We start from the raw sequence: 18,585 nt of genomic DNA, 5'->3' as shown, positions 1-18,585 counted from the left end.
TGTGGCCAGACACGTCTCCCGCCGGGCGCCCCGCGCGCACTGGCTCCTGCTGCTGCTCGGGATGGCCGTGCTGCTCGCCGAGCTGTGCCTCAACGGCTGGGTGAACGGGGTCGGCGGCGAGCAGGGCCCGGCGCCGGTGGCGGCCGAGTCGGTGCTGCCCGCCGGGACCGGCCCGGTGCTGCAGGTCGACGCCGGCGGCGCGGTGCGCTCCGCGGCGATCCCGGCGGGGGCGGTCGCGCTCACGTTCGACGACGGCCCCGACCCCAAGTGGACGCCGCTGATCCTGGACGCGCTGCGCCGCCACCACGCCCGGGCGACGTTCTTCGTCGTCGGCGCGCGGGTCAACCAGTACCCGGAGCTGGTGCGGCGCATCGTCGCCGAGGGGCACGAACTCGGCGTCCACACCTTCACCCACGCCGACCTCGCCGCCCTGCCGGCCTGGCGGCAGCGGCTCGAGCTGGACCTCACCCGCAACGCGATCGCCGCCGCCACGGGCCGGACCGTGCGGCTGATGCGGCCGCCGTACTCCTCGACGCCGGCGGCGCTGCCCAACCTCGAGACGGTCCGCGCCGCGTCCGGGTTCCTCACCGTCCTGACCGACCGTGACACCGAGGACTGGCGCCGGCCGGGGGTGGACGCGATCGTGGCGGCGGCGCTGCCCACCCCCGCCGGGCCCGGTGCCGTGGTGATGCTGCACGACGGCGGCGGCGACCGCTCGCAGACAGTGGCGGCGGTCGAGCGGATCGTGTCCGGGGCGGGCGGCCCGCGGTTCGTGACCGTCTCCGAAGGGATCGGCCTGCCGCCCGACGAGCCGGCCGGCGCCGGGATGGTCGCCCGCGGGCACGCGCTGCGCTGGGCGCAGGCGGGTGCCGGCTGGGTCAGCGCGGCGATGTGGTGGCTGATCGTCGCCGGCACCGCCCTCGCCCTGCTCCGGCTGGTCGTCCAGGTGATCGCGGCGCGCCGGCACGCGCGCCGGGCCGCGGCGGCGGACCGCCGGCCGTTGCGGAGCTTCGGCCTGGTGTCGGTCGTCGTCCCGGCCTACAACGAGGCGGCGAACATCGCCGCGACGGTCCGGTCGCTGGTCGGCAACGACTATCCGCAGCTCGAGGTCATCGTCGTCGACGACGGCTCCACCGACGCCACCGCCGAGGTGGTGGCGCGCCTCGGCCTGCCCGGGGTGCGGCTGATCCGCCAGGCGAACGCGGGGAAGCCGGCCGCGCTGAACACGGGGGTCGCGGCCGCCCGCGGCCAGTTGCTGGTCCTGGTCGACGGCGACACCGTCTTCGAGCCCGATGCCGTCGGCCGGCTCGTCCAGCCGTTCGCCGACCCGTCCGTCGGCGCGGTCAGCGGCAACACGAAGGTCGCCAACCGGGGCGGGCTGCTCGGCCGCTGGCAGCACCTGGAGTACGTGGTCGGCTTCAACCTCGACCGGCGCATGTTCGACCTCGGCGAATGCATGCCGACGATCCCGGGCGCGATCGGCGCGTTCCGGCGGGCCGCGCTGCTGGACGTCGACGGCGTGCCGGGCGACACCCTCGCCGAGGACACCGACCTGACGATGGCGGTGCTGCGGGCCGGGTGGCGCGCCGTGTACGCGGAGCGTGCCGTCGCCTGGACGGAGGCGCCGGCGACGCTGCGGCAGCTGTGGCGGCAGCGGTACCGGTGGTGCTACGGCACGATGCAGGCGGCCTGGAAGCACCGCCGGGCGCTGCGCGAGCACGGGCAGCTCGGCCGGCGCGGGCTGGTCTACCTGGCGGTGTTCCAGATGCTGCTGCCGCTGACCGCGCCGCTGGTCGACGTCTACGCCGTCTACAGCCTGTTCTTCCTGCCGGTGGCGCAGGTGGCGGCGGTGTGGTGCGGCTTCACCGCCCTGCAGGTCCTCGCCGCCGGATACGCGTTGCGGCTCGACCGGGAGCGGCTGGGGCCGCTGTGGACCGTGCCGCTGCAGCAGGTGGTGTACCGGCAGCTGCTGTACCTGGTCGTCGTGCAGTCGACGGTCGCCGCCCTGCTCGGCGGGCGGCAGCGCTGGCAGGTCATGGCGCGCACCGGCCTGGCCGCGGCGGCCGTCCCGCCGGGCCGCGGACCGTCGGGGGCCGCAGCGGGCCCTGGACCGGCCGGGGTCACGCCGGACCATGGACCGGCCGGGGTCGCACCTGGGCGGGGGCCGGCGTCGGACCGGCCGGGTCGGCTGTGACAGCGTTGGCGGGAACCTTTCCGACGCCGTTCGCCCACGGCGCCGCCCGGCGGGCGGCCGAGGCGGCGGCGCTGGACGACCGGCTCGGGGCCGCCCTCAGCGGCGCGATCGCCGGCAACGCCGCGGCCTTCACCGAGCTGTGGCGTGCCCTGCAGCCGCTGGTCCTGCGATACCTGCGGGTGGTCTGCGGCGACGCGGCCGAGGACGTGGCGTCGGAGACCTGGTTGCAGGCGTCGCGGGACCTGTCCCGGTTCAGCGGCGACACGACGGCGTTCCGGGTGTGGCTGTTCCGGATCGCCCGCAACCGCGGCATCGACGAGAACCGGCGGGCCTGGCGCCGCCGCGAGGAGCCGCACGAGGCGGTGTACGACGTCGGTGAGGCCGACGGCCCGGTGGCCCGCGACGCGGCGCTCGACGCCGGCGACCGGTCCGGCACCGAGTGGGCGCTGCGGATGATCCGCACCCTGCCGGCCGATCAGGCGGAGGCGGTCATGTTGCGGGTCGTGGCCGGCCTCGACGTCGCCGGCACCGCCCAGGTCCTGCGTAAACGCCCCGGCGCGGTGCGTGTCGCGACGATGCGGGGGTTGCGCCGGCTGGCCGAACACCCCGAGGTCCAGGCACACCGCGGCACGGATCCGCCGGAAGGCAGCTGATCATGCCCGATTCCATCGCCCCTGACGTCGCCGAGCAGCTGCTCGACCTGTGCGAGCCGGATGGTGATCGGCACGCCGTCGCCGCGCTGCTGGCCGCGGCCGCCGGACCGGCCCGGCCCGCCGAGCTGGCCGGGGAGGAGTCCGCGCTGCGCGCGTTCCGGCTGGCCTACCGCGCCCGGCGCCGGCGACGCGCCTGGTTGATGGCGTGCGCGGCCATGCTGGTCGCGTCGCTGGGCGGCACCGCGTACGCGGCCGCCGGCGATCACCTGCCGGCGCCCGTGCAGCACACGGTGGATTCGCTGTTCGGCGTCCAGGACGCGGCACCGTCCACGGCGCCCGGTGCCGGTGGCCGGCCGACTGCGGCACCGTCGCCATCGCCATCGCCATCGCCGTCGCCGTCGCCGTCGGAAGGCCCGCCCAGTCGCGTCGAGGCGCTGTGCCGCGCGTGGGAGGCCGCCCGCGCCGACCCGCACGCCGCGCAGGTGACCGGCGAGGACCGGCGGGAGCTGGCCCACGCGGCGAACGGCGAGACCGGCATCAACGACTACTGCCGTGGCGTGCTGGGCACCCCGTCCGCGGCGACCTCGACCGCGGCGACCCCGTCCGCGGCGACGTCGTCCGCGGCGACCTCGACGAACGGCAAGCCGCGCACCATCAAGCCCGGCAACGCCGATCCGGGTGGCGGGCCGAGCCGCACCCATCCGGTCAAGCCGTCGCACCCCTGAGGTCCGTCATCCCCGTGCGCCGTCGAGGGTGGCCCTGACCTCGGCGAGCAGCTCGACCAGGTGGAGCAGGCGGGCGTCGTCGAGGCCGGCGAAGGCGACGGTCGCGTCGGGGTGCATCGCCTGCATCGCCTGGCCGATCAGGTCGCCGCCGAGCGGGGTGAGGGCGACCTCGCGGCGGCGGGCGTCGTCCGCGGCGGCGGCCATCGTCACGGCGCCGCGCTCGGCCAGGGTCTTGAGGGTCTTGGACACGGCCGGCTGGTTGACCTCCATCGCGGCGGCGATGTCGCCGACGGAGCAGGGGCCGGCGTTGGCGAGGTGCAGCAGCACCGCGGTGTGGGTCATGGTGAGGCCGAGCGGCCGGAGCGCCCGGTTGAGCCGGGTCTCGGCGAGCTGGTGCGCGATCGACAGCTCGCGCATCGCCCGCCCCTGCAGCTCGGCCCGCTTCTGAGGGTCCATCCGGCAAATATATTCCAAGGAACGCTTGACGGCACGGGTACCCCGTCCGCAAAATACATTCCATGGAATTTGAATTCGGATTCATCCAGCGCGCGAAGCTCCCCGTCCTCATCGGCGCCACCGTGGCCGGGTTCGCGGCACAGCGGGTCAGCCAGGCGATCCTCGACGGGTTCTACGCCCGGTCCGGCTACCCGGTGCCCTACTACGTGGGGCAGCTGTCGTTCAGCGCGGACCGGCTGTCCGGCTGGTACACCCAGATGCGCCAGGCCGGCACGCTCGGCATCTACTGGCAGACCCAGTTCGTGGACTTCGCCTTCATCGCCGCCACAGCACTGGCGTTCATGGCCGCGCTCGCGCTCGTCGCCCGCGCCTTCCCGGCCGGCACCAGGGGCCGGCGGGTCGCCACCGCCATGGTCGCCCTCGGAGCGTTCGGCCCGCTGTGCGACGTGGTGGAAAACCTGTTCTCCTTCGCCATGCTGCCGGACCCGGGCTCGATCAATCCGGTCGTCGCGGTGCTCTACTCGACCGCCGCGGCGCTGAAGTTCGCCGGGTTCATCGCGGTGTACCTGTGGATCCCGGCCGCCCTGGTCGCCGCCGCGATCAGCCGACGCCGGCGCTAGTGTACAGCTGTACACAACTAGTGTACGGTTGTACACATGACTGGGAAGAGCATGCGCGAGCGGATGCTGGCCGGGGAGCTGTACCTCGCCGAAGATCCGCAGCTGGCCGCCGACGACGCTCGCGCGCAGCGGCTCGCGTACCAGATCAACACCACGGATCCGACCGACGGGGTGGCGATCCGGGCCCTGATGACCGAGCTGCTCGGCGGGTTCGGCGAGCACGCCTACATCCGGCCGCCGCTGCGGTGCGACTACGGCTACCAGACCACGTTCGGTGCCCGGTCGTTCGCCAACTGGGGCCTGGTCTGCAACGACGTCGCGACGATCACGGTCGGCGACGACGTGCAGATCGGTCCCGGGGTGCAGCTGCTCACCTCGACCCATCCGCTGGAGCCGGGCCCGCGCCGCGACAAGTGGGAGGCGGCGAAGCCGATCGTGATCGGCGACAACGTCTGGCTCGGCGGCGGCGTCATCGTCTGCCCCGGCGTCACGATCGGCGCCGACACCGTCGTCGGGGCCGGCTCGGTCGTGGTCCGGGACCTGCCCGCGGGCGTGCTCGCGGTCGGCAACCCGGCCCGGATCGTGCGGCACCTGGTCGACGGCCCGGCAGCAGTCGACGGCCCGGCAGCGGTCGACGGCCCGGCAGCACAGGAGTGAAGCCGGCGGTGACGCGGCGGCACGATCCGAACCGCAAGGACCGCATCGTCGACGCCGCGATCGGGGTCATCGCCGAGCACGGCGTGGCCGGCACGACCCACCGGCTGATCGCGGCGGCTGCGGACGTGCCGCTCGGGTCGCTGACGTATCACTTCAGCAGCCTGGAAGATCTGCGCGCCCAGGCGTTCCAACGGCACGCCGAGCGGATGTCGGTGGTCTACGAGTCGCACTTCCTGCAGGTGCACACCCACGAGGCCCTGGTCGAGGCGATCACCGATCTCATCCACGGTGACGCCGGTGCCGACACCGCCGACTGGGCGATCGCGTATGAGCTGTACCTGGCCGCGCTGCGGGACCCCGCGCTGCGCACCATCACCGAGACGTGGATGCGCACCAGCCGCGCGGTCCTCGAACGCTTCGTCGACCCGACCACCGCGCGGGGCGTCGACGCCCTGATCGAGGGCCTGGTCATGCACAAGACACTGTCGACGGCGCCGGTGTCGCGTGAACAGATCCGCGTAATCGTCGAAAGAACCCTCGGAGAGCCACGATGATCGTCACCGCCGGGCCGACGTCCACGACCGACCAGCCACTGCGCGCCGCCACCCGCGCCGTCTACGCCGCGTTCATCGGTGCCGGCGTCGCGATGGCGAGCTGGGCCACCCGGATCCCGGGGATCCGGGACGAGCTGCGCCTCGGCCCGTCCGAGCTCGGCCTGGTGCTCGTCGCCATCGCCGCGGGCTCGATCATCTCGCTGGTGCTCTCCGGCCAGATCACCGCGCGCCTCGGCTCGCGCTCCACGGTCGCGGCGATGGCGGTCCTGCTGACCATCAGCCTGATCATCGTCGCCGGTGGGTATCACCTCGGCGTGCCGCCGGTCGTCCTGGGCCTCTTCGGGTTCGGGTTCGCCAACGGGGCGTGGGACGTCGCGATGAACGTGCAGGGCGCCATGGTGGAGCGCCGCCTCGGCCGGGCGATCATGCCGCGCTTCCACGCCGGCTACAGCGTCGGCACCGTCATCGGCGCGCTGCTCGGCACGGCGATGGTGGCGCTGAAGGTCCCCGTGACGATCCACCTGAGCGCGGTCGCGGTCCTGGTCGGCGCGATCACCTTCGTCATGGTCCGCGCGTTCCTGCCGGACACCGACACCGACGCCGGCGCCGAGGTGCCGGCCGGCGGCAACGGCGGCAAGACCAGGTTCCTGCAGTTCTGGACCGAGCCACGGACCCTGCTCATCGGCGTGTTCGTGCTGGCGTTCGCCTTCACCGAGGGCGCCGGCATCGACTGGATCGCCGTCGCCTTCATCGACGGGTACGACGCACCGGCCGTGGTCGGCACCCTCGCCTTCACGGTCTTCCTGACCGCGATGACCGTCGGCCGCTGGTTCGGCCCCGGGCTGCTCGACCGGTTCGGGCGTGTCCCGGTCCTGCGCACGCTCGCCGTCATCGCCCTGGCCGGCCTGCTGCTGTTCATCTTCGGCCCCAACACCCCGACCGCCTTCGCCGGCGCGCTCCTCTGGGGCACCGGCGCGTCCCTGGGCTTCCCCGTCGGGATGAGCGCCGCCTCCGACGAGCCGGCCAAGGCCGCCGGCCGGGTCAGCGTCGTGGCCTCGGTCGGCTACTGCGCCTTCCTGGGCGGCCCGCCGCTGATCGGCCTGCTCGGCGACCGCATCTCCGTCCTCAGGGCACTCATCGCGATCGGGGTCCTGCTCACCGTCGCGTTCTTCCTGGCCGGCGTGCTGCGCCCACCCGCAGCGGAGTCCAAAGAGGACTGACGGTGTTTGGCGGCGGCCCGGATCGGGCACCCCTTGGACAGCGGCACATCGACGCCGCTACCTGGGACCCAAGGAGGAACAGTGACCGTCACCGGAATCATCACCGCGCTGATCGTCGGTCTGATCGTGGGCGCGCTCGGCAGGCTGGTGGTCCCCGGCCGCCAGAACATCCCGATCTGGCTCACGATGGTCATCGGCGTGGTGGCCGCACTGATCGGCACCTTCATCGCCAACGCCGTCGGCATCGCGACCGACACCCCCGGCGTGGACTGGGGCGAGCTGGTGGTCCAGGTCATCGTGGCCGCCCTGGGTGTTGCGCTGGTCGCCGGCTTCGCCGGCCGTGGCCGCCGAGCCCTCTGACCCGAGTCGTCCAGGAACCCCCGGCCGGTGGCCGGGGGTTCCTGCTGTCCGGCAGGACTTATCCACAGGGACTGACCAGGCAATACTTCTTCGTACACATGTGCTATCCACAGGCTGTGGATAGCACATGTGTACGACGAGGCCTCATCTGAACGCCCGATGAACGTGAGACGACATCGCGTCCCGCGGATCACCGATCGTCCACCTTGGACGTCCTACGGTTGGCACTGGCGGATGTGCGGCGCGCGGCCTATCCTTGGAGGCAGTAGACCGGCGCCTTCCCCCGTGGGTGCCGGTCTCACTATTTTCCGGACCTGGCTCCCACCAGCGCCGCAGCGACCGCGATGAGCGCGGTTCCGCCGATCAGCGCACCCAGCGTCGTCCACGGCACACTCAACGTCACCGGACCCGTGACGCGGAGCAGCATCGTCCACAGCCCGCCGACGGCGACCACGGTGGCCGCGGCCGCGAGCGCGACCCCCAGCGCCACGGTGACCAGCACCTCCACCGCCGTCCAGGCGAGCACCTGGGCTCTGGTCGCGCCGAGCAGGCTCAGCGAGCGGCGCTCCCCGGCCCGGTCCGGCGCCGCCATCAGCAGCGTGTTGACCATGGCCAGGGTGGTGTACGCCAGCACGATCCCCAGCACGATGAGCAGCCCGAGCCGGCTCGCCGACCCCGCGCCGCTCCGCTGCGCCGCCAGCCAGGCGCCGCGTGACACCGCCCGCGCCCGGTGCCCGTCGACGGCGGCCCGCAGCGCCGCGGTGGTCGCCTCGACGGAGGTGCCGGGACGCAGGCGCACGTATGCGACCGACGGCAGCACGCCGAACGTGCGGGACGCCGCCACGTAGGCGTCCGCCGGGCTGCCGGGCGGCAGCACCTCGAGCACCCGCAGGCTGGCCTGGCTGCCGTCGGCGAGCCAGACCCGGGCCGTGTCGCCGACCCGCAGGTTCCAGTCGGCGGCGACCTTGATCCCGCCGTCGGGCACCTCGTCCACCGCCTCGGCCGGGCGCCGGATCAGCGCCGTCTCGCCTTCGAGGGTGTACACGCTGGTGCCGGTGCTGACGGAGACGTCGACCCCGGGGACGGTGCGCAGCGCGGCGACGAGCTCCCGGTCCAGGCCGAGCGTCCCGTCCGGCAGGACCAGGAAGTCGGCGCGCACGGGCCTGGCGCGCAGGACGTCCTTGGCCGCGTCGGTGAGGTCCGACGCGATGAGCAGCGACCCCGCCAGCCCGACGGTGACCAGCACCGGCGCCGCGACCGCCGCCGTGCGCCGCGCGGACGCGGTCACGTTGCGCAGCGCGAGCAGCAGCCCCGTGCCGGCCGGCTCCGAACCGCCGAGGCGGCGGGCGACCAGGCCGACGAGCGCGGGTGCCAGGAGTCCGGTCGCGGCGATGAGCAGCATCACCACCGGCATGTAGCTCTTGCGGTTGGTCGCCGACTCGGGGTCGCCGACCGCGGTCACGACCATGGTGACGAGGGCGGTCGCCAGGGTGAGGCCGCCGACGACCCACCGGGCGAGGGGCATGGTCCGGGCCTCGACGACCGTCTCCCGCAGCGCCTCGCCGGGGCGGACCAGGCCCGCCCGCCACGCCGCCGTGACCGCGCCGAGCAGGGCGACGGTGACGCCGGTGCCGAACGCGGTCCACGCGGGCCACTGCGCCGCGCTGACCGCGGTCACCCAGTCCGGTGCCATACCCCGGTCCCGGAGCAGGTCCAGCACTGCCGGCGCCAGCGACGGCCCGGCCAGGGCACCGATCGCGGCGGCGCCGAGGGCCACGATCAGGGCTTCGCTGTGCACCAGCCGCCGGATCTGGCCGGGCAGCGCGCCGCCGGCCCGCAGCAGGGCGAACTCCTGCCGCCGCTGACCGACGGCGAACGCGAACGTCGAGGCCACGACGAAGATCGCAACGAAGGCGGCAAACCCGAGGGCGATGCCGACGATCGTGTTGGCGTTGTTGCGGGCCCGGCCGTCGGCGACCCGGCCGGGATCCAGGCGGGCCCGGTCGTCGCCGGTGAGCACCCTGGCCCGGTCGCCGACGGTGGCCCGGACCTGCGCAACGTCGGCAGCGGCCGGCAGCAGCGCGTCCACCTGCGGCCGGAGCTTCGCCGCCGTGGTGTCGGCGAAGTACAGCCCGTCCCGGACGGTGCCGACCACGGTGTAGGCGTGCGGCCCGTCGCCGGTCACGACGCTCGTCCGGCTGCCCACCGCCCCGGCGGTGGCGATCTCGTCGTCGGCCACCGGCGGCCGGCCGGCCAGCAGCGCGGGCGCCACGGCCCAGGGCCGCCCGACCCCGCCACGCAGCGAGCCGTCCGCGAGCTGCGCCGGGATGAGCCGGTCGACGCGGGCGCCGGGCAGCGCCGCGACCAGGTCCGCCGGCAGGCCGGGCGGCACGGCGAGCGGCTCGCTGTCCCCGCCCTGCCAGGTCGGCACGGTCAGCGTGTCGTGCGGCGCGACCACGACGGGGAAGGCCGCGTAGCGCTGCGGGGCGCGGTCCGGTGCGGTGGCGGTGGTGGCGAGGACCTGGCCCATCGCCGCGATGAGGGCGCTGCCCAGGGCGAGCGCGATGAACGTGCCGACGAACGACACCCACCGCAGCCGCAGCGACGCGAACGCGATGAAGATCATGATGCTGCCCCCAGCTTCGTCATCCGGGCGGCGACGCCGCCGGCCGTCGGCGCGTCCAGGGATCCGGAGCACCGGCCGTCGGTCAGGAACAGCACCCGGTCCGCGTGGGCGGCGGCGACCGGGTCGTGGGTGACCATGACGATCGTCTGGCCGTGCTCGTCGACCAGGGTGCGCAGCAGCCGCAGCACGTCCCGGCCGGTGGCGGTGTCCAGGGCGCCGGTCGGCTCGTCGGCGAAGAGGACCGCCGGGCCGGTGACCAGGGCCCGGGCGATCGCGACCCGCTGCTGCTGGCCGCCGGACAGCTCGTGCGGGCGGTGTCCGGCCCGGTCGGCGAGGCCGACCGCGGCGAGGGCCCGGTCCAGCGCGCCACGGTCGGGGCGGCGGCCGGCGAGGCGCAGCGGCAGGCCGACGTTCTGCCGGGCGGTGAGCGCGGGCAGCAGGTTGAACGCCTGGAACACGAACCCGATCCGCTCCCGGCGCAGCAGCGTGAGCCGTCGTTCGCTGAGCCCGGTGAGGTCCTGCCCGGCGATCGTGACCCGGCCCGAGGTGGGCCGGTCGAGCCCGGCGGCGCACTGCAGCAGCGTCGACTTGCCGGAGCCCGAGGGGCCCATGACGGCGGTGAACGTGGCCGGCGCGAACGCCACGGTGACCGCGTCCAACGCGGTGACCCCGTTGGGGAACTGCCTGGTGACGGCATCGAGCTCAACCATGCTCAGCACGGTAGGGACGGCGGGTGGGAGCCCGGTACCGGACAGGTGACCAGTACCCTCGAATGATCATGCTGTGGGGACGGGAAGCCGATCGGGCCGCGGCGGGTTCGGTGCTCGACCGGGCCCGCGCCGGACACAGCGCCGTCCTGGTCGTGCGCGGCGACCCGGGGATCGGCAAGAGCGCCCTGCTCGACGACGCGGCCGCCGCCGCGGCCGGGATGACCGTGCTGCGCTGCTCCGGGGTGGAGACCGAGGCGGAGGTGCCGTTCGCGTCGCTGCACCAGTTGCTGGCGCCGGCACTGGCCCGCGCCACGAACCTGCCGGACGTGCAGCACGCCGCGCTGCGCGGCGCCCTCGGGCTCGGTCCGGCGGCGGGCGGCGACCAGCTGCTCGTCGGGGTGGCGGCGCTGAGTCTCCTCGCCGAGCTCGCCGAGGAGCGGCCGGTGCTGTGCCTGATCGACGACGCGCACTGGCTGGACCGCTCCTCCGCGCAGGCGCTGCGTTTCGTGGCCCGGCGGCTGCAGGCCGAGTCGGTGGCGATGCTGCTCGGCGCGCGGGACGAGTTCGCCCTGGAAGGCCTGCCGGAGCACCGGCTCGCCGGGCTGGACCCCGACACCGCGGACGCCCTGCTGCGGCAGCTGCGACCGGACCTGCCGCAGCGGATCCGGGTCCGGCTGGTGCGCGACAGCGCCGGCAACCCCCTCGCGCTGCGGGAGCTGCCGCGCGGGGCGCCGCCGTTCGTCCCGGCCGCCCTGCCGCGCCGGATCCAGGACGCGTTCGCGGCGCGGATCGACCGGCTGCCACCCGCCGGGCGGGCCATGCTGCTGATCGCCGCGGCCGCCGCCGACGCTGATCTCGGCGTCGTGCTGCGCGCGGCGCAGGAGCTCGGCGTCGACCCCGGCGGGCTCGGCGCGGCCGAGGCGGCGGGCCTGGTGACGGTCGCCGCCGGGCGGATCGGCTTCACCCATCCGCTGCTGCGGGCCGCCGCCTACCAGCAGACGACGTTCGACCGGCGGCTGGCCGTGCACCGGGCGCTGGCGGACCTGCTGCCGGCCGACGACGACCGCCGGGCCTGGCACCTCGCCGCCGCGGCCACGGGGCCGGACGAGGAGGCGGCGCTCGCCCTGGAACACGCCGCGGACCGGGCGCGTGGCCGCAAGGGCTACCCGGCATCGGCGGCGGCGCTGCAACGCTCGGCCCAGCTGACCGCGGACCCGGTGCGGCGGACCCGCCGGTTCGTCGCGGCCGCGGTCGCCGCCAACGACGCCGGCCAGCCCGACCTGACCCGCAGGTTCCTCGCGTCCTGCGACCCGGTCGACGCCGACCCGGTGCTCACCGCGCAGGTGTGCGAGCTGCGGGCCCGGCTCGCGTTCGACGAGGGTTCGGCGGCGTCCGCGCACGACCTGCTCGTCGCCGGCGCGCTCGCGCTCGCGCCGGTGGACCGCCGGGCCGCCGGGCTGCTGCTCGTCGACGCCGCCCGCAACGCCTGGCAGCTCAGCGATCCGCCGAGAGTGCAGGAGGCCGCGGCCCGGCTGCACGAGCTCGGCCTGTCCCCGGACGACGGGCTCGGCCCGGCGGTCGAGGCGGTGACCGCGGCGGCGCGGCTGCTCGTCGACGGTCCGGCGGCGGGTGTGCCGGCCATGCGTGCGCTCACCCGCACCCGCACCGGCCCGCCGAACCTGCGGCTCAACGCGGCGTTCGTGGCGGGGCTGGTCGGCGACTTCGAGGCCGGCCGGGAGATCTCGCAGGTGGTCGCCGACGAGTCGCGGGCCGAGGGCGCGATCGGCTGGCTGCCCCTCGCGCACGTCACCCTCGCCGCCGCGGAGCTCTACCTGGGCCGCTTCCGGGACGCGGTCGCCACCGCGACCGAGGGGCTGCAGCTGGCCACCGACACCGGGCAGCCGAACCGGGCCGGCTACCTGGAGGGGATCCTCGGCTGGATCGCGGCGGTCCGCGGCGACAGCGCCGAGTGCGTGGAGCTGGCCGGGAACTGTCACGACCGGTACACCCGCAACCGCATCGCCAACGGGCTCGCCTGGGCCGAATGGGCCCTCGCGCTGCTCGACCTGGGGCTGGGACGGCCCGCGGAGGCGTCCGACCGGCTCGACGCGGCCCTGGCCGGCCCGGTCCGCCACCAGATCCAGGCCGTCTACAGCGCCCCGGACCAGGTGGAGGCGGCGACCCGGATCGGCGCGTACGACCGGGCCGAGGCCGCCTGCACCCGCTTCGCCGAGTGGGCGGACGCGGCCCGCCTCGACTGGGCCGACGCGGTCGCGCACCGGTGCCACGCCCAGGTGGAGCCGGCATGGCCGGCCGCGAACCGGCACTTCGAGGCGGCGGTCGCCGCGCACGCCGCGAGCGACCGCCCGTGGGAGGCGGCCCGCACCCACCTGGCGTTCGGCGAGCGGCTGCGCCGGGAACGCCGCAAGAACGAGGCGCGGACCCAGTTGCGGACGGCGGCGGAGATCTTCGACCGGCTGGACGCCCGCCCCTGGGCCTCCCGGGCCCGCGCCGAGCTCCGCGCCGCGGGGGCAACCGACTCCTCCCAGCCGGTGGTGACCACGGCGTCGGTGCTGTCACCGCAGGAGCTGCAGATCGTCCGCCTGGTGGCGGCCGGCCTGACGAACCGGGAGATCGGCGCCCAGCTGTTCCTGTCGCCGAAGACGATCAGCTACCACCTGTACCGCGCGTTCCCGAAACTCGGCGTCGCCAGCCGCACCCAACTGGCCCGCCTCGACCTGGCAGGGTGAAGGGCCGGGTCCTGGCGGGAACCCGGCCTGTCTCCAGCTCCCCGACCCTCACGGGTCGCGGTTCCGTGGGGGGCTGCGCCACCCCACACCCCCCATGCTCGCTGCGCTCCCACTCGAGCCTTCCTGAGTGGCCCGCCTAAACGCGGTGCCACTTCTGGTTGGCGCCGCCCGTGCATTCCCACAAGTGCAGGACGGCGTCGTTGTTCGGGTTCCACCCGGCGATGTCCACGCACTTGTTGGCCTGGGGGTTCACCAGGTCGCCGGCGGCGGACAGGACGAACTGCTGCGCGGGGTTGCCGCTGCAGGTGGCGAGCTGGATGGCCGCGCCGTTGGCGGTGGAGCCCCAGGCGACGTCCATGCACTTGTTGTTCTCGGTGCGCAGGGTGCCGTCGACCCAGGTCCAGCGCTGGTTGGTGCCGCCGGTGCAGTTCCACACGATGAGCTGCTGGCCGTCGTTGAACTTCCAGTTCGGCACGTCGATGCACTTGCCGTGCCAGTTGCTGGCGATCCCGCTCACGTTGCCGTTTCCGGTCGGCGGCGGCGTGGTGCCGCCGCCACCAGGAGGCGGGGTGGTGCCGCCCACGAACGGGCTGAGGGTGATCCCGGCCGAGCGCGGGTCGCCGGAGTGCACCAGGGACTCCTGGTTCTGCACGTCGTCGAAGGCGAACCCGTATGCCTTCCCGTCGGCCATGTTCGCGTGGATGATCCGCGAGTAGTGGTTGGTCAGCGAGCTCTTGTAGAAGTCCGCCGCCCCGCCGCCGGGCTGGGTGTCGATGGTGCCGAGCGTGCCGCGGTGCAGCGCCGCGCAGAGCGTGCGGGCGATCGGGCCGATGACCTGGTCGTTGGGGGCGCCGAGCGCGCCGTCGCAGCCCCAGACGTTGCTGGTGCTGGGCTTGTTGAACGAGGCGACCTGCTGGCCGGACCCGTTGGTGAAGGTCATGACGTTGCCGTTGGTGCGGCCGAAGTACTTGATGCCCGGCTGGTCGGTGAACGGCACCACGGTCAGCGTCTTGGACGTGTAGGCGTTCCAGGCGTTGGTGATGTACGGGTCGAGGTACGTCGCGCTGAAGAGCCCGGCATCGGCGGCTTTGCCGGGAGCAAGAACGCGGAGGACCGTGCCGTCGGCGCGGGTGACGACGGTGTTGCCCCAGCCGGCCTGGGCCTTGACCTGGTTGATCACGTTCTGCCGGCCGTTGGCGACCGGTGCGCCGGTGCGGGTCGTGACGCCGTTGCTGCCGGTCACCGTGACCTCGTGCGGGACGGCGAACATGTCGACCTGTGAGCTGTTGAGCCACAGCCCGGCGTCGTTGTAGGTGAACTCGCTCCAGTCGAACAGGATGTCGTGGTTGGGGTCGCTGGCGGACCACGGCGCCGGCTGGACGAGCCCGTCGGGGGTGAGGAAGAACTTCAGCTTCTGGCCCAGGGACATGTACACCCGGCCGGACAGGTTCTTCGGCAGCTGGATGGTGGTGCTGGCGCCGTTGGCGGGTCCGGCGATGGCGACGTCCGGAGCCGGGGAGGGCGGGTTCGACCCGGCGGCCCAGTTGGTGAAGGTCCCGCCGGAGTTGACGTAGCCGAGACGTCCGGTGGTCAGGTTCACCCCGAGCACGTAGAGGTAGACCGCGTCGCCGCGGCCGGTGGTGTTCGTGACCGTGAAGGGCAGCAGGCTGGGTCCGACCGCCGACGCGTTCGGCATCGCGGCGATGCCCACGGGCACCGCCACGGCCAGCGCGGCGGCCGCACCGAGCAGTTTTGTCCTGAGACGCACCGAGAGACTCCTTTGTGAGAGCGCTCTCAGCAGCATTCGTACCGGCGGTAAACGTTGTCAACGACCGAATAGAAACTTAAGAATTCGTTGAGCGGAGCCCAACGTCCGTGGGCTCCGCTCATCGAAGTTGGTTACTCAGCGCAGCAGCGACAGGACGTTCTGCGGCGCCTGGTTGGCCTGGGCCAGCATGCTCGTGCCGGCCTGGGTCAGGATCTGCGAGCGGGTGAAGGAGACCATCTCCTGCGCCATGTCGGTGTCCCGGATGCGGGACTCCGACGCGGTCAGGTTCTCCGTCGCCGTGTTCAGGTTGTTGATCGTGTGCTCGAAGCGGTTCTGGTACGCACCGAGCGTGGCCCGAGCGGTCGAGATGCCCTTGATCGCGGTGTCGATCGCGGTGATGGCCGCCGAGGCGCCGGTCACCAGGCTCAGCGAGACCACGCCGAGGCCGGTCGAGTCGAAGCCCGTCACACCGGTCACGCTGCCGAACGCCGCCGTGCCGAGGTTGACCGCGATCTGGTCCGCGCTGGACGTGTTCGCGCCGACCTGGAACGTGCCGGTGTAGGAACCCGCGGGGTCGAGCAGCTTCTGCCCGCCGAAGCTGGTCGTGGTGGCGATGCGGTCCAGTTCCGCGTTCAGCTGGGTGAACTCGGTCTGCGCCGCGGTCCGCGCGTCGGTGTCCTGCGAACCGCTCGAGGACGCCTGCACCGACAGGTCACGCATACGCTGCAGGATCGAGTGCGTCTCGGTGAGCGCACCTTCAGCGGTCTGCACGACCGAGATACCGTCCTGCGCGTTGCGCACCGCAACCTTCAGACCACCGATCTGCGACCGCAGACCCTCACTGATCGACAGGCCGGCCGCGTCGTCCGCCGCCCGGTTGATCCGGAAACCCGACGACAACTTCTCCAGCGACTTGCTCATCTGGCTGTCGGTCACCGACAGGTTCCGGTACGCGTTCTGAGCGGCGATGTTGTTGTTGATACGAAGACCCATGATGTTTCCTCCTTGAATCGGGTCGTGCTCCGGGGCCGTCCTTGGCCCGCTCGGGACTGACATCGGCGCCGCGCGGTGGGGCATGAGCCCTTTTTCGAGGGACATGGCAGGGTCTTCCGCATGGGCATGTTCGGGTACGTCGACGGGGTCCCGTTCTGGGAGCCGGGCCGCAGCACCGCGCAGCTGTTCGCGGCGCAGGTGCGGGTGATGGAGGACCGGATCCAACGCTCCAGCGGCATCCTCGGACCGGAGAGCGACGAGCTGCACTTCGACCCGTTGAAGCTGCGCGAGTTCTTCGTGTTCCTCCTCAACGACTGGAACCGCCAGCACTCGCCGACGGTCCGCGCGATGGCGCTCGGCACGCTGCAGGTGCTGGCCGCACTCGACCAGCACCTGAACGGGCCGCTGCGGGAGCTCGGCGGCAACCCGGAGATCCGCGACGGGATGCCTGCCGCCCTGCCGGCGACCGGGCTGAAGCCGGTCGCCTGGGGACCGCCGACCGCTCGCGAGCTGCCGCCGTCGGTCCGCTTCGAGCTGGCGGCGATCGTGCTGGACCTGGTGCGGGGCTGGTACCAGACGATCGACGCCCGCACGGATGGCCAGGGCTGGCAGGGTGACCGGCTGCGGGAGATCGTCGACGGCTACCCGGTGCCGCTGCTGCTGCCTCCGCAGCGGATCCCGCCGGACCTGATCAGCACCGACGAGGGATATCGCCGGGTCAGCGTGATGTCGTTGTGGGACACGGTCTACGGGGTGTCGCGGCTGCGCCTGGAGGTGGTGCACGACGGGCTCGGCCACCGGATCACCTGGCTCGGCTTCGGCGACCCGCCCACCGTGCCGTAGTTGCTGACCCGCCCGTCAGCCTCGCCCGTTCAGGGGAGCAGCAGCCCCCACTGGACCGCCCAGACGGCGAACAGCGCTCCGGTCGCGGTGAGCAGTGCGAGCCGGATCCGGCCGGGGGTGGTGAGGTCCAGGTGGTGCCGCCAGGTCGCGGCGACCGCCACCGTCGCCGCGACCGTGGCCAGGGCGAGCAGCTGCAGGAGCAGCCACGGCAGCGGCCGGCCCAGCACCACGGGGCCGGTCACCTTGGCCGCCACGACGAGCAGGAACATCAGGTAGAGGTACGTGGCGACGAGCGTGACCGGCGTAAGCACGGCCAGCCACCGGGCGGGGCGGCCCAGCTTCGACCGGCGGCCCACGACCAGGAACCCGGCGAAGGCGACCAGCAGGGCCAGCACCACACCGGAGGACACCCAGGCATGGTCGCCGGCCGCGAACACGGGCGGGGCGGGTTCGTCGGCCAGGGATGCGCTCGGGGCGGTGAGTGACGGATCGGCGATCCAGGCGGTCTCGAAGTCCGCGTAGTCGGCCGGCAGGTCGGGCAGCCGGTCGAAACCGTCGGCGGCGGTGCGGTGCAGGTTGTGGTTGGTGCCGTCGACGATCCGGATCGTGTGGCTGGTGTTGCCGCCGCGGTCCAGCGCCCCGCCGATCAGCCGGCTGCTGAGTCCCGGCAGCGCGTCCCGGTCGAGCTGGCCCCACTGGTTGAGCACCGGCTGGCGCACCTGTTGCCAGGCGGGCAGCGCGTCGAAGTCCGACTCGGCGAAGATGCCCAGGTCGATCGTGGTCTGCACGACGGTGCCACGCATCGTGCGGGGCAGCGAGCCGCTGACCCCGGCGTGCCGCAGGTAGGTCCCGTACGCCCAGGCCGTCTGCGCCGCCGGGGTGATGCCGACCGCGCCGACGGTGATCAGGAACCTGACGTCGGCGGAGCGGTTCGCGGCGAGCGGCGCGACCCACGCGCCCTCGGACAGCGCCCACAGTCCGAGGTGCGAAGGGTCGACGTCGGGCCGGTCGCGCAGCAGCCGCAGCCCGGCGAGCGCGTCGTCGGCGAGCAGCGAGAAGTCGCGGTGCACGGCCGAGTACCCCTCGGTCCGCTTGTCGTAGATCAGGGTCACGACGCCGTGCCGGGCGTACGCCTCCGCCTCGGGGCGCAGGTAGGACCGGCCGCGGTTGCCGGCGCCCTCCAGCATCACGATGCCCGGCCGCCGCGCGGCGCCGCCCGATGCCGGGGCGAGCACGGTGCCGTGCAGGACCACGCCGTCGTTGCTGGTGAACGAGACCTCGGTGGCGGTGAAGTCGGCCGGTGCGGCCACCGCGGGGGCGGCCGGCATGAGCGTCGCGGCGGCAACGGCCAGGGCCATCACGAGTCGTCGCATCGATACTCCTTGTCTGGGTGGGTTCGGCGTTCAGCCTGGCCGCGGACCGCGTCGCGGCCCAGGGCAGCGGCACCCCGGCGCAA

The 18,585-nt window shown here is 73.6% G+C and carries 16 protein-coding genes; 10 read left to right on the top strand and 6 right to left on the bottom strand.

The features are described from left to right. Window position 1: 1 nt before the first annotated feature. The 3 genes from ACFPIJ_RS24370 to ACFPIJ_RS24360 are packed head-to-tail and all read left to right on the top strand — an operon-like array spanning window position 2 to window position 3,572. A complete protein-coding gene (locus ACFPIJ_RS24370; RefSeq protein ID WP_380117486.1) occupies window positions 2-2,194 on the top strand; it encodes a bifunctional polysaccharide deacetylase/glycosyltransferase family 2 protein in 2,193 nt (730 codons plus the stop codon). A gap of 5 nt (window positions 2,195-2,199) precedes the next feature. After that, on the top strand, window positions 2,200-2,847 hold the full coding sequence (locus ACFPIJ_RS24365; RefSeq protein ID WP_380117485.1) for an RNA polymerase sigma factor: 648 nt from the start codon (window positions 2,200-2,202) through the stop codon (window positions 2,845-2,847). 2 nt (window positions 2,848-2,849) lie between these two features. Beyond that, a complete protein-coding gene (locus ACFPIJ_RS24360) occupies window positions 2,850-3,572 on the top strand; it encodes a hypothetical protein (RefSeq protein ID WP_380117484.1) in 723 nt (240 codons plus the stop codon). A 6-nt stretch (window positions 3,573-3,578) separates the two neighbouring features. Here the strand turns inward: ACFPIJ_RS24360 and ACFPIJ_RS24355 are convergent, their stop codons facing one another. Next, on the bottom strand, window positions 3,579-4,028 hold the full coding sequence (locus ACFPIJ_RS24355) for a MarR family winged helix-turn-helix transcriptional regulator (protein WP_380117483.1): 450 nt from the start codon (window positions 4,026-4,028) through the stop codon (window positions 3,579-3,581). A gap of 62 nt (window positions 4,029-4,090) precedes the next feature. On the opposite strand from ACFPIJ_RS24355, the gene ACFPIJ_RS24350 reads away from it, so the two are divergent. From ACFPIJ_RS24350 to ACFPIJ_RS24330, 5 genes are all read left to right on the top strand, one after another. Next, entirely contained in the window at window positions 4,091-4,648 is a 558-nt protein-coding gene (locus tag ACFPIJ_RS24350; RefSeq protein WP_380117482.1) for a hypothetical protein, read from the top strand. 36 nt (window positions 4,649-4,684) lie between these two features. Next, on the top strand, window positions 4,685-5,305 hold the full coding sequence (locus tag ACFPIJ_RS24345) for a sugar O-acetyltransferase (protein ID WP_380117481.1): 621 nt from the start codon (window positions 4,685-4,687) through the stop codon (window positions 5,303-5,305). A gap of 8 nt (window positions 5,306-5,313) precedes the next feature. Beyond that, window positions 5,314-5,859 (top strand): TetR/AcrR family transcriptional regulator, encoded by a 546-nt coding sequence (locus tag ACFPIJ_RS24340; RefSeq protein WP_380117480.1) that lies wholly within the window; start codon window positions 5,314-5,316, stop codon window positions 5,857-5,859. Next, window positions 5,856-7,079: an MFS transporter gene (locus ACFPIJ_RS24335; protein ID WP_380117479.1), complete on the top strand. Its 1,224-nt coding sequence runs from the start codon at window positions 5,856-5,858 to the stop codon at window positions 7,077-7,079. Before ACFPIJ_RS24340 ends, ACFPIJ_RS24335 begins: the two co-directional genes overlap by 4 nt. Window positions 7,080-7,160: 81 nt before the next feature. Then, window positions 7,161-7,439, top strand: coding sequence for a GlsB/YeaQ/YmgE family stress response membrane protein (locus tag ACFPIJ_RS24330; RefSeq protein WP_203848608.1), 279 nt, complete (start codon window positions 7,161-7,163; stop codon window positions 7,437-7,439). Window positions 7,440-7,740: 301 nt separating this feature from the next. On the opposite strand, the gene ACFPIJ_RS24325 is transcribed toward ACFPIJ_RS24330, so the two are convergent. Beyond that, window positions 7,741-10,065 (bottom strand): FtsX-like permease family protein, encoded by a 2,325-nt coding sequence (locus ACFPIJ_RS24325; RefSeq protein WP_380117478.1) that lies wholly within the window; start codon window positions 10,063-10,065, stop codon window positions 7,741-7,743. Further along, complete coding sequence (locus ACFPIJ_RS24320) at window positions 10,062-10,775, bottom strand: ABC transporter ATP-binding protein (protein WP_380117477.1); 714 nt, start codon at window positions 10,773-10,775, stop codon at window positions 10,062-10,064. The genes ACFPIJ_RS24325 and ACFPIJ_RS24320 overlap by 4 nt, the downstream gene beginning before the upstream one ends. A 68-nt stretch (window positions 10,776-10,843) precedes the next feature. On the opposite strand from ACFPIJ_RS24320, the gene ACFPIJ_RS24315 reads away from it, so the two are divergent. Further along, entirely contained in the window at window positions 10,844-13,525 is a 2,682-nt protein-coding gene (locus ACFPIJ_RS24315) for a helix-turn-helix transcriptional regulator (protein WP_380117476.1), read from the top strand. Window positions 13,526-13,661: 136 nt separating this feature from the next. On the opposite strand, the gene ACFPIJ_RS24310 is transcribed toward ACFPIJ_RS24315, so the two are convergent. After that, a complete protein-coding gene (locus ACFPIJ_RS24310; RefSeq protein WP_380117475.1) occupies window positions 13,662-15,293 on the bottom strand; it encodes a beta-1,3-glucanase family protein in 1,632 nt (543 codons plus the stop codon). Window positions 15,294-15,428: 135 nt separating this feature from the next. Next, entirely contained in the window at window positions 15,429-16,286 is an 858-nt protein-coding gene (locus ACFPIJ_RS24305) for a flagellin N-terminal helical domain-containing protein (protein WP_380117474.1), read from the bottom strand. Between the two features lie 120 nt (window positions 16,287-16,406). Between ACFPIJ_RS24305 and ACFPIJ_RS24300 the strand changes: the two genes are divergently transcribed. Next, window positions 16,407-17,129: a DUF6086 family protein gene (locus ACFPIJ_RS24300; protein WP_380117473.1), complete on the top strand. Its 723-nt coding sequence runs from the start codon at window positions 16,407-16,409 to the stop codon at window positions 17,127-17,129. Between the two features lie 29 nt (window positions 17,130-17,158). Here the strand turns inward: ACFPIJ_RS24300 and ACFPIJ_RS24295 are convergent, their stop codons facing one another. Next, window positions 17,159-18,502 (bottom strand): alpha/beta hydrolase family protein, encoded by a 1,344-nt coding sequence (locus ACFPIJ_RS24295; protein WP_380117472.1) that lies wholly within the window; start codon window positions 18,500-18,502, stop codon window positions 17,159-17,161. Window positions 18,503-18,585 lie beyond the last annotated feature (83 nt).

Source organism: Dactylosporangium cerinum (assembly GCF_042653625.1).
Classification (GTDB): domain Bacteria; phylum Actinomycetota; class Actinomycetes; order Mycobacteriales; family Micromonosporaceae; genus Dactylosporangium; species Dactylosporangium cerinum.
Note: the sequence above shows the minus strand (reverse complement) of the source record. Positions and strands in the feature narration are given on the sequence as shown.

Coding starts and splice junctions, on each gene's coding strand:
- ACFPIJ_RS24360 (WP_380117484.1), top strand. CDS start 2,850: ATGCCCGATTCCATCGCCCCTGACGTCGCCGAGCAGCTGCTCGACCTG.
- ACFPIJ_RS24355 (WP_380117483.1), bottom strand. CDS start 4,028: ATGGACCCTCAGAAGCGGGCCGAGCTGCAGGGGCGGGCGATGCGCGAG.
- ACFPIJ_RS24350 (WP_380117482.1), top strand. CDS start 4,091: ATGGAATTTGAATTCGGATTCATCCAGCGCGCGAAGCTCCCCGTCCTC.
- ACFPIJ_RS24345 (WP_380117481.1), top strand. CDS start 4,685: ATGACTGGGAAGAGCATGCGCGAGCGGATGCTGGCCGGGGAGCTGTAC.
- ACFPIJ_RS24335 (WP_380117479.1), top strand. CDS start 5,856: ATGATCGTCACCGCCGGGCCGACGTCCACGACCGACCAGCCACTGCGC.
- ACFPIJ_RS24325 (WP_380117478.1), bottom strand. CDS start 10,065: ATGATCTTCATCGCGTTCGCGTCGCTGCGGCTGCGGTGGGTGTCGTTC.
- ACFPIJ_RS24320 (WP_380117477.1), bottom strand. CDS start 10,775: ATGGTTGAGCTCGATGCCGTCACCAGGCAGTTCCCCAACGGGGTCACC.
- ACFPIJ_RS24315 (WP_380117476.1), top strand. CDS start 10,844: ATGCTGTGGGGACGGGAAGCCGATCGGGCCGCGGCGGGTTCGGTGCTC.
- ACFPIJ_RS24305 (WP_380117474.1), bottom strand. CDS start 16,286: ATGGGTCTTCGTATCAACAACAACATCGCCGCTCAGAACGCGTACCGG.
- ACFPIJ_RS24300 (WP_380117473.1), top strand. CDS start 16,407: ATGGGCATGTTCGGGTACGTCGACGGGGTCCCGTTCTGGGAGCCGGGC.
- ACFPIJ_RS24295 (WP_380117472.1), bottom strand. CDS start 18,502: ATGCGACGACTCGTGATGGCCCTGGCCGTTGCCGCCGCGACGCTCATG.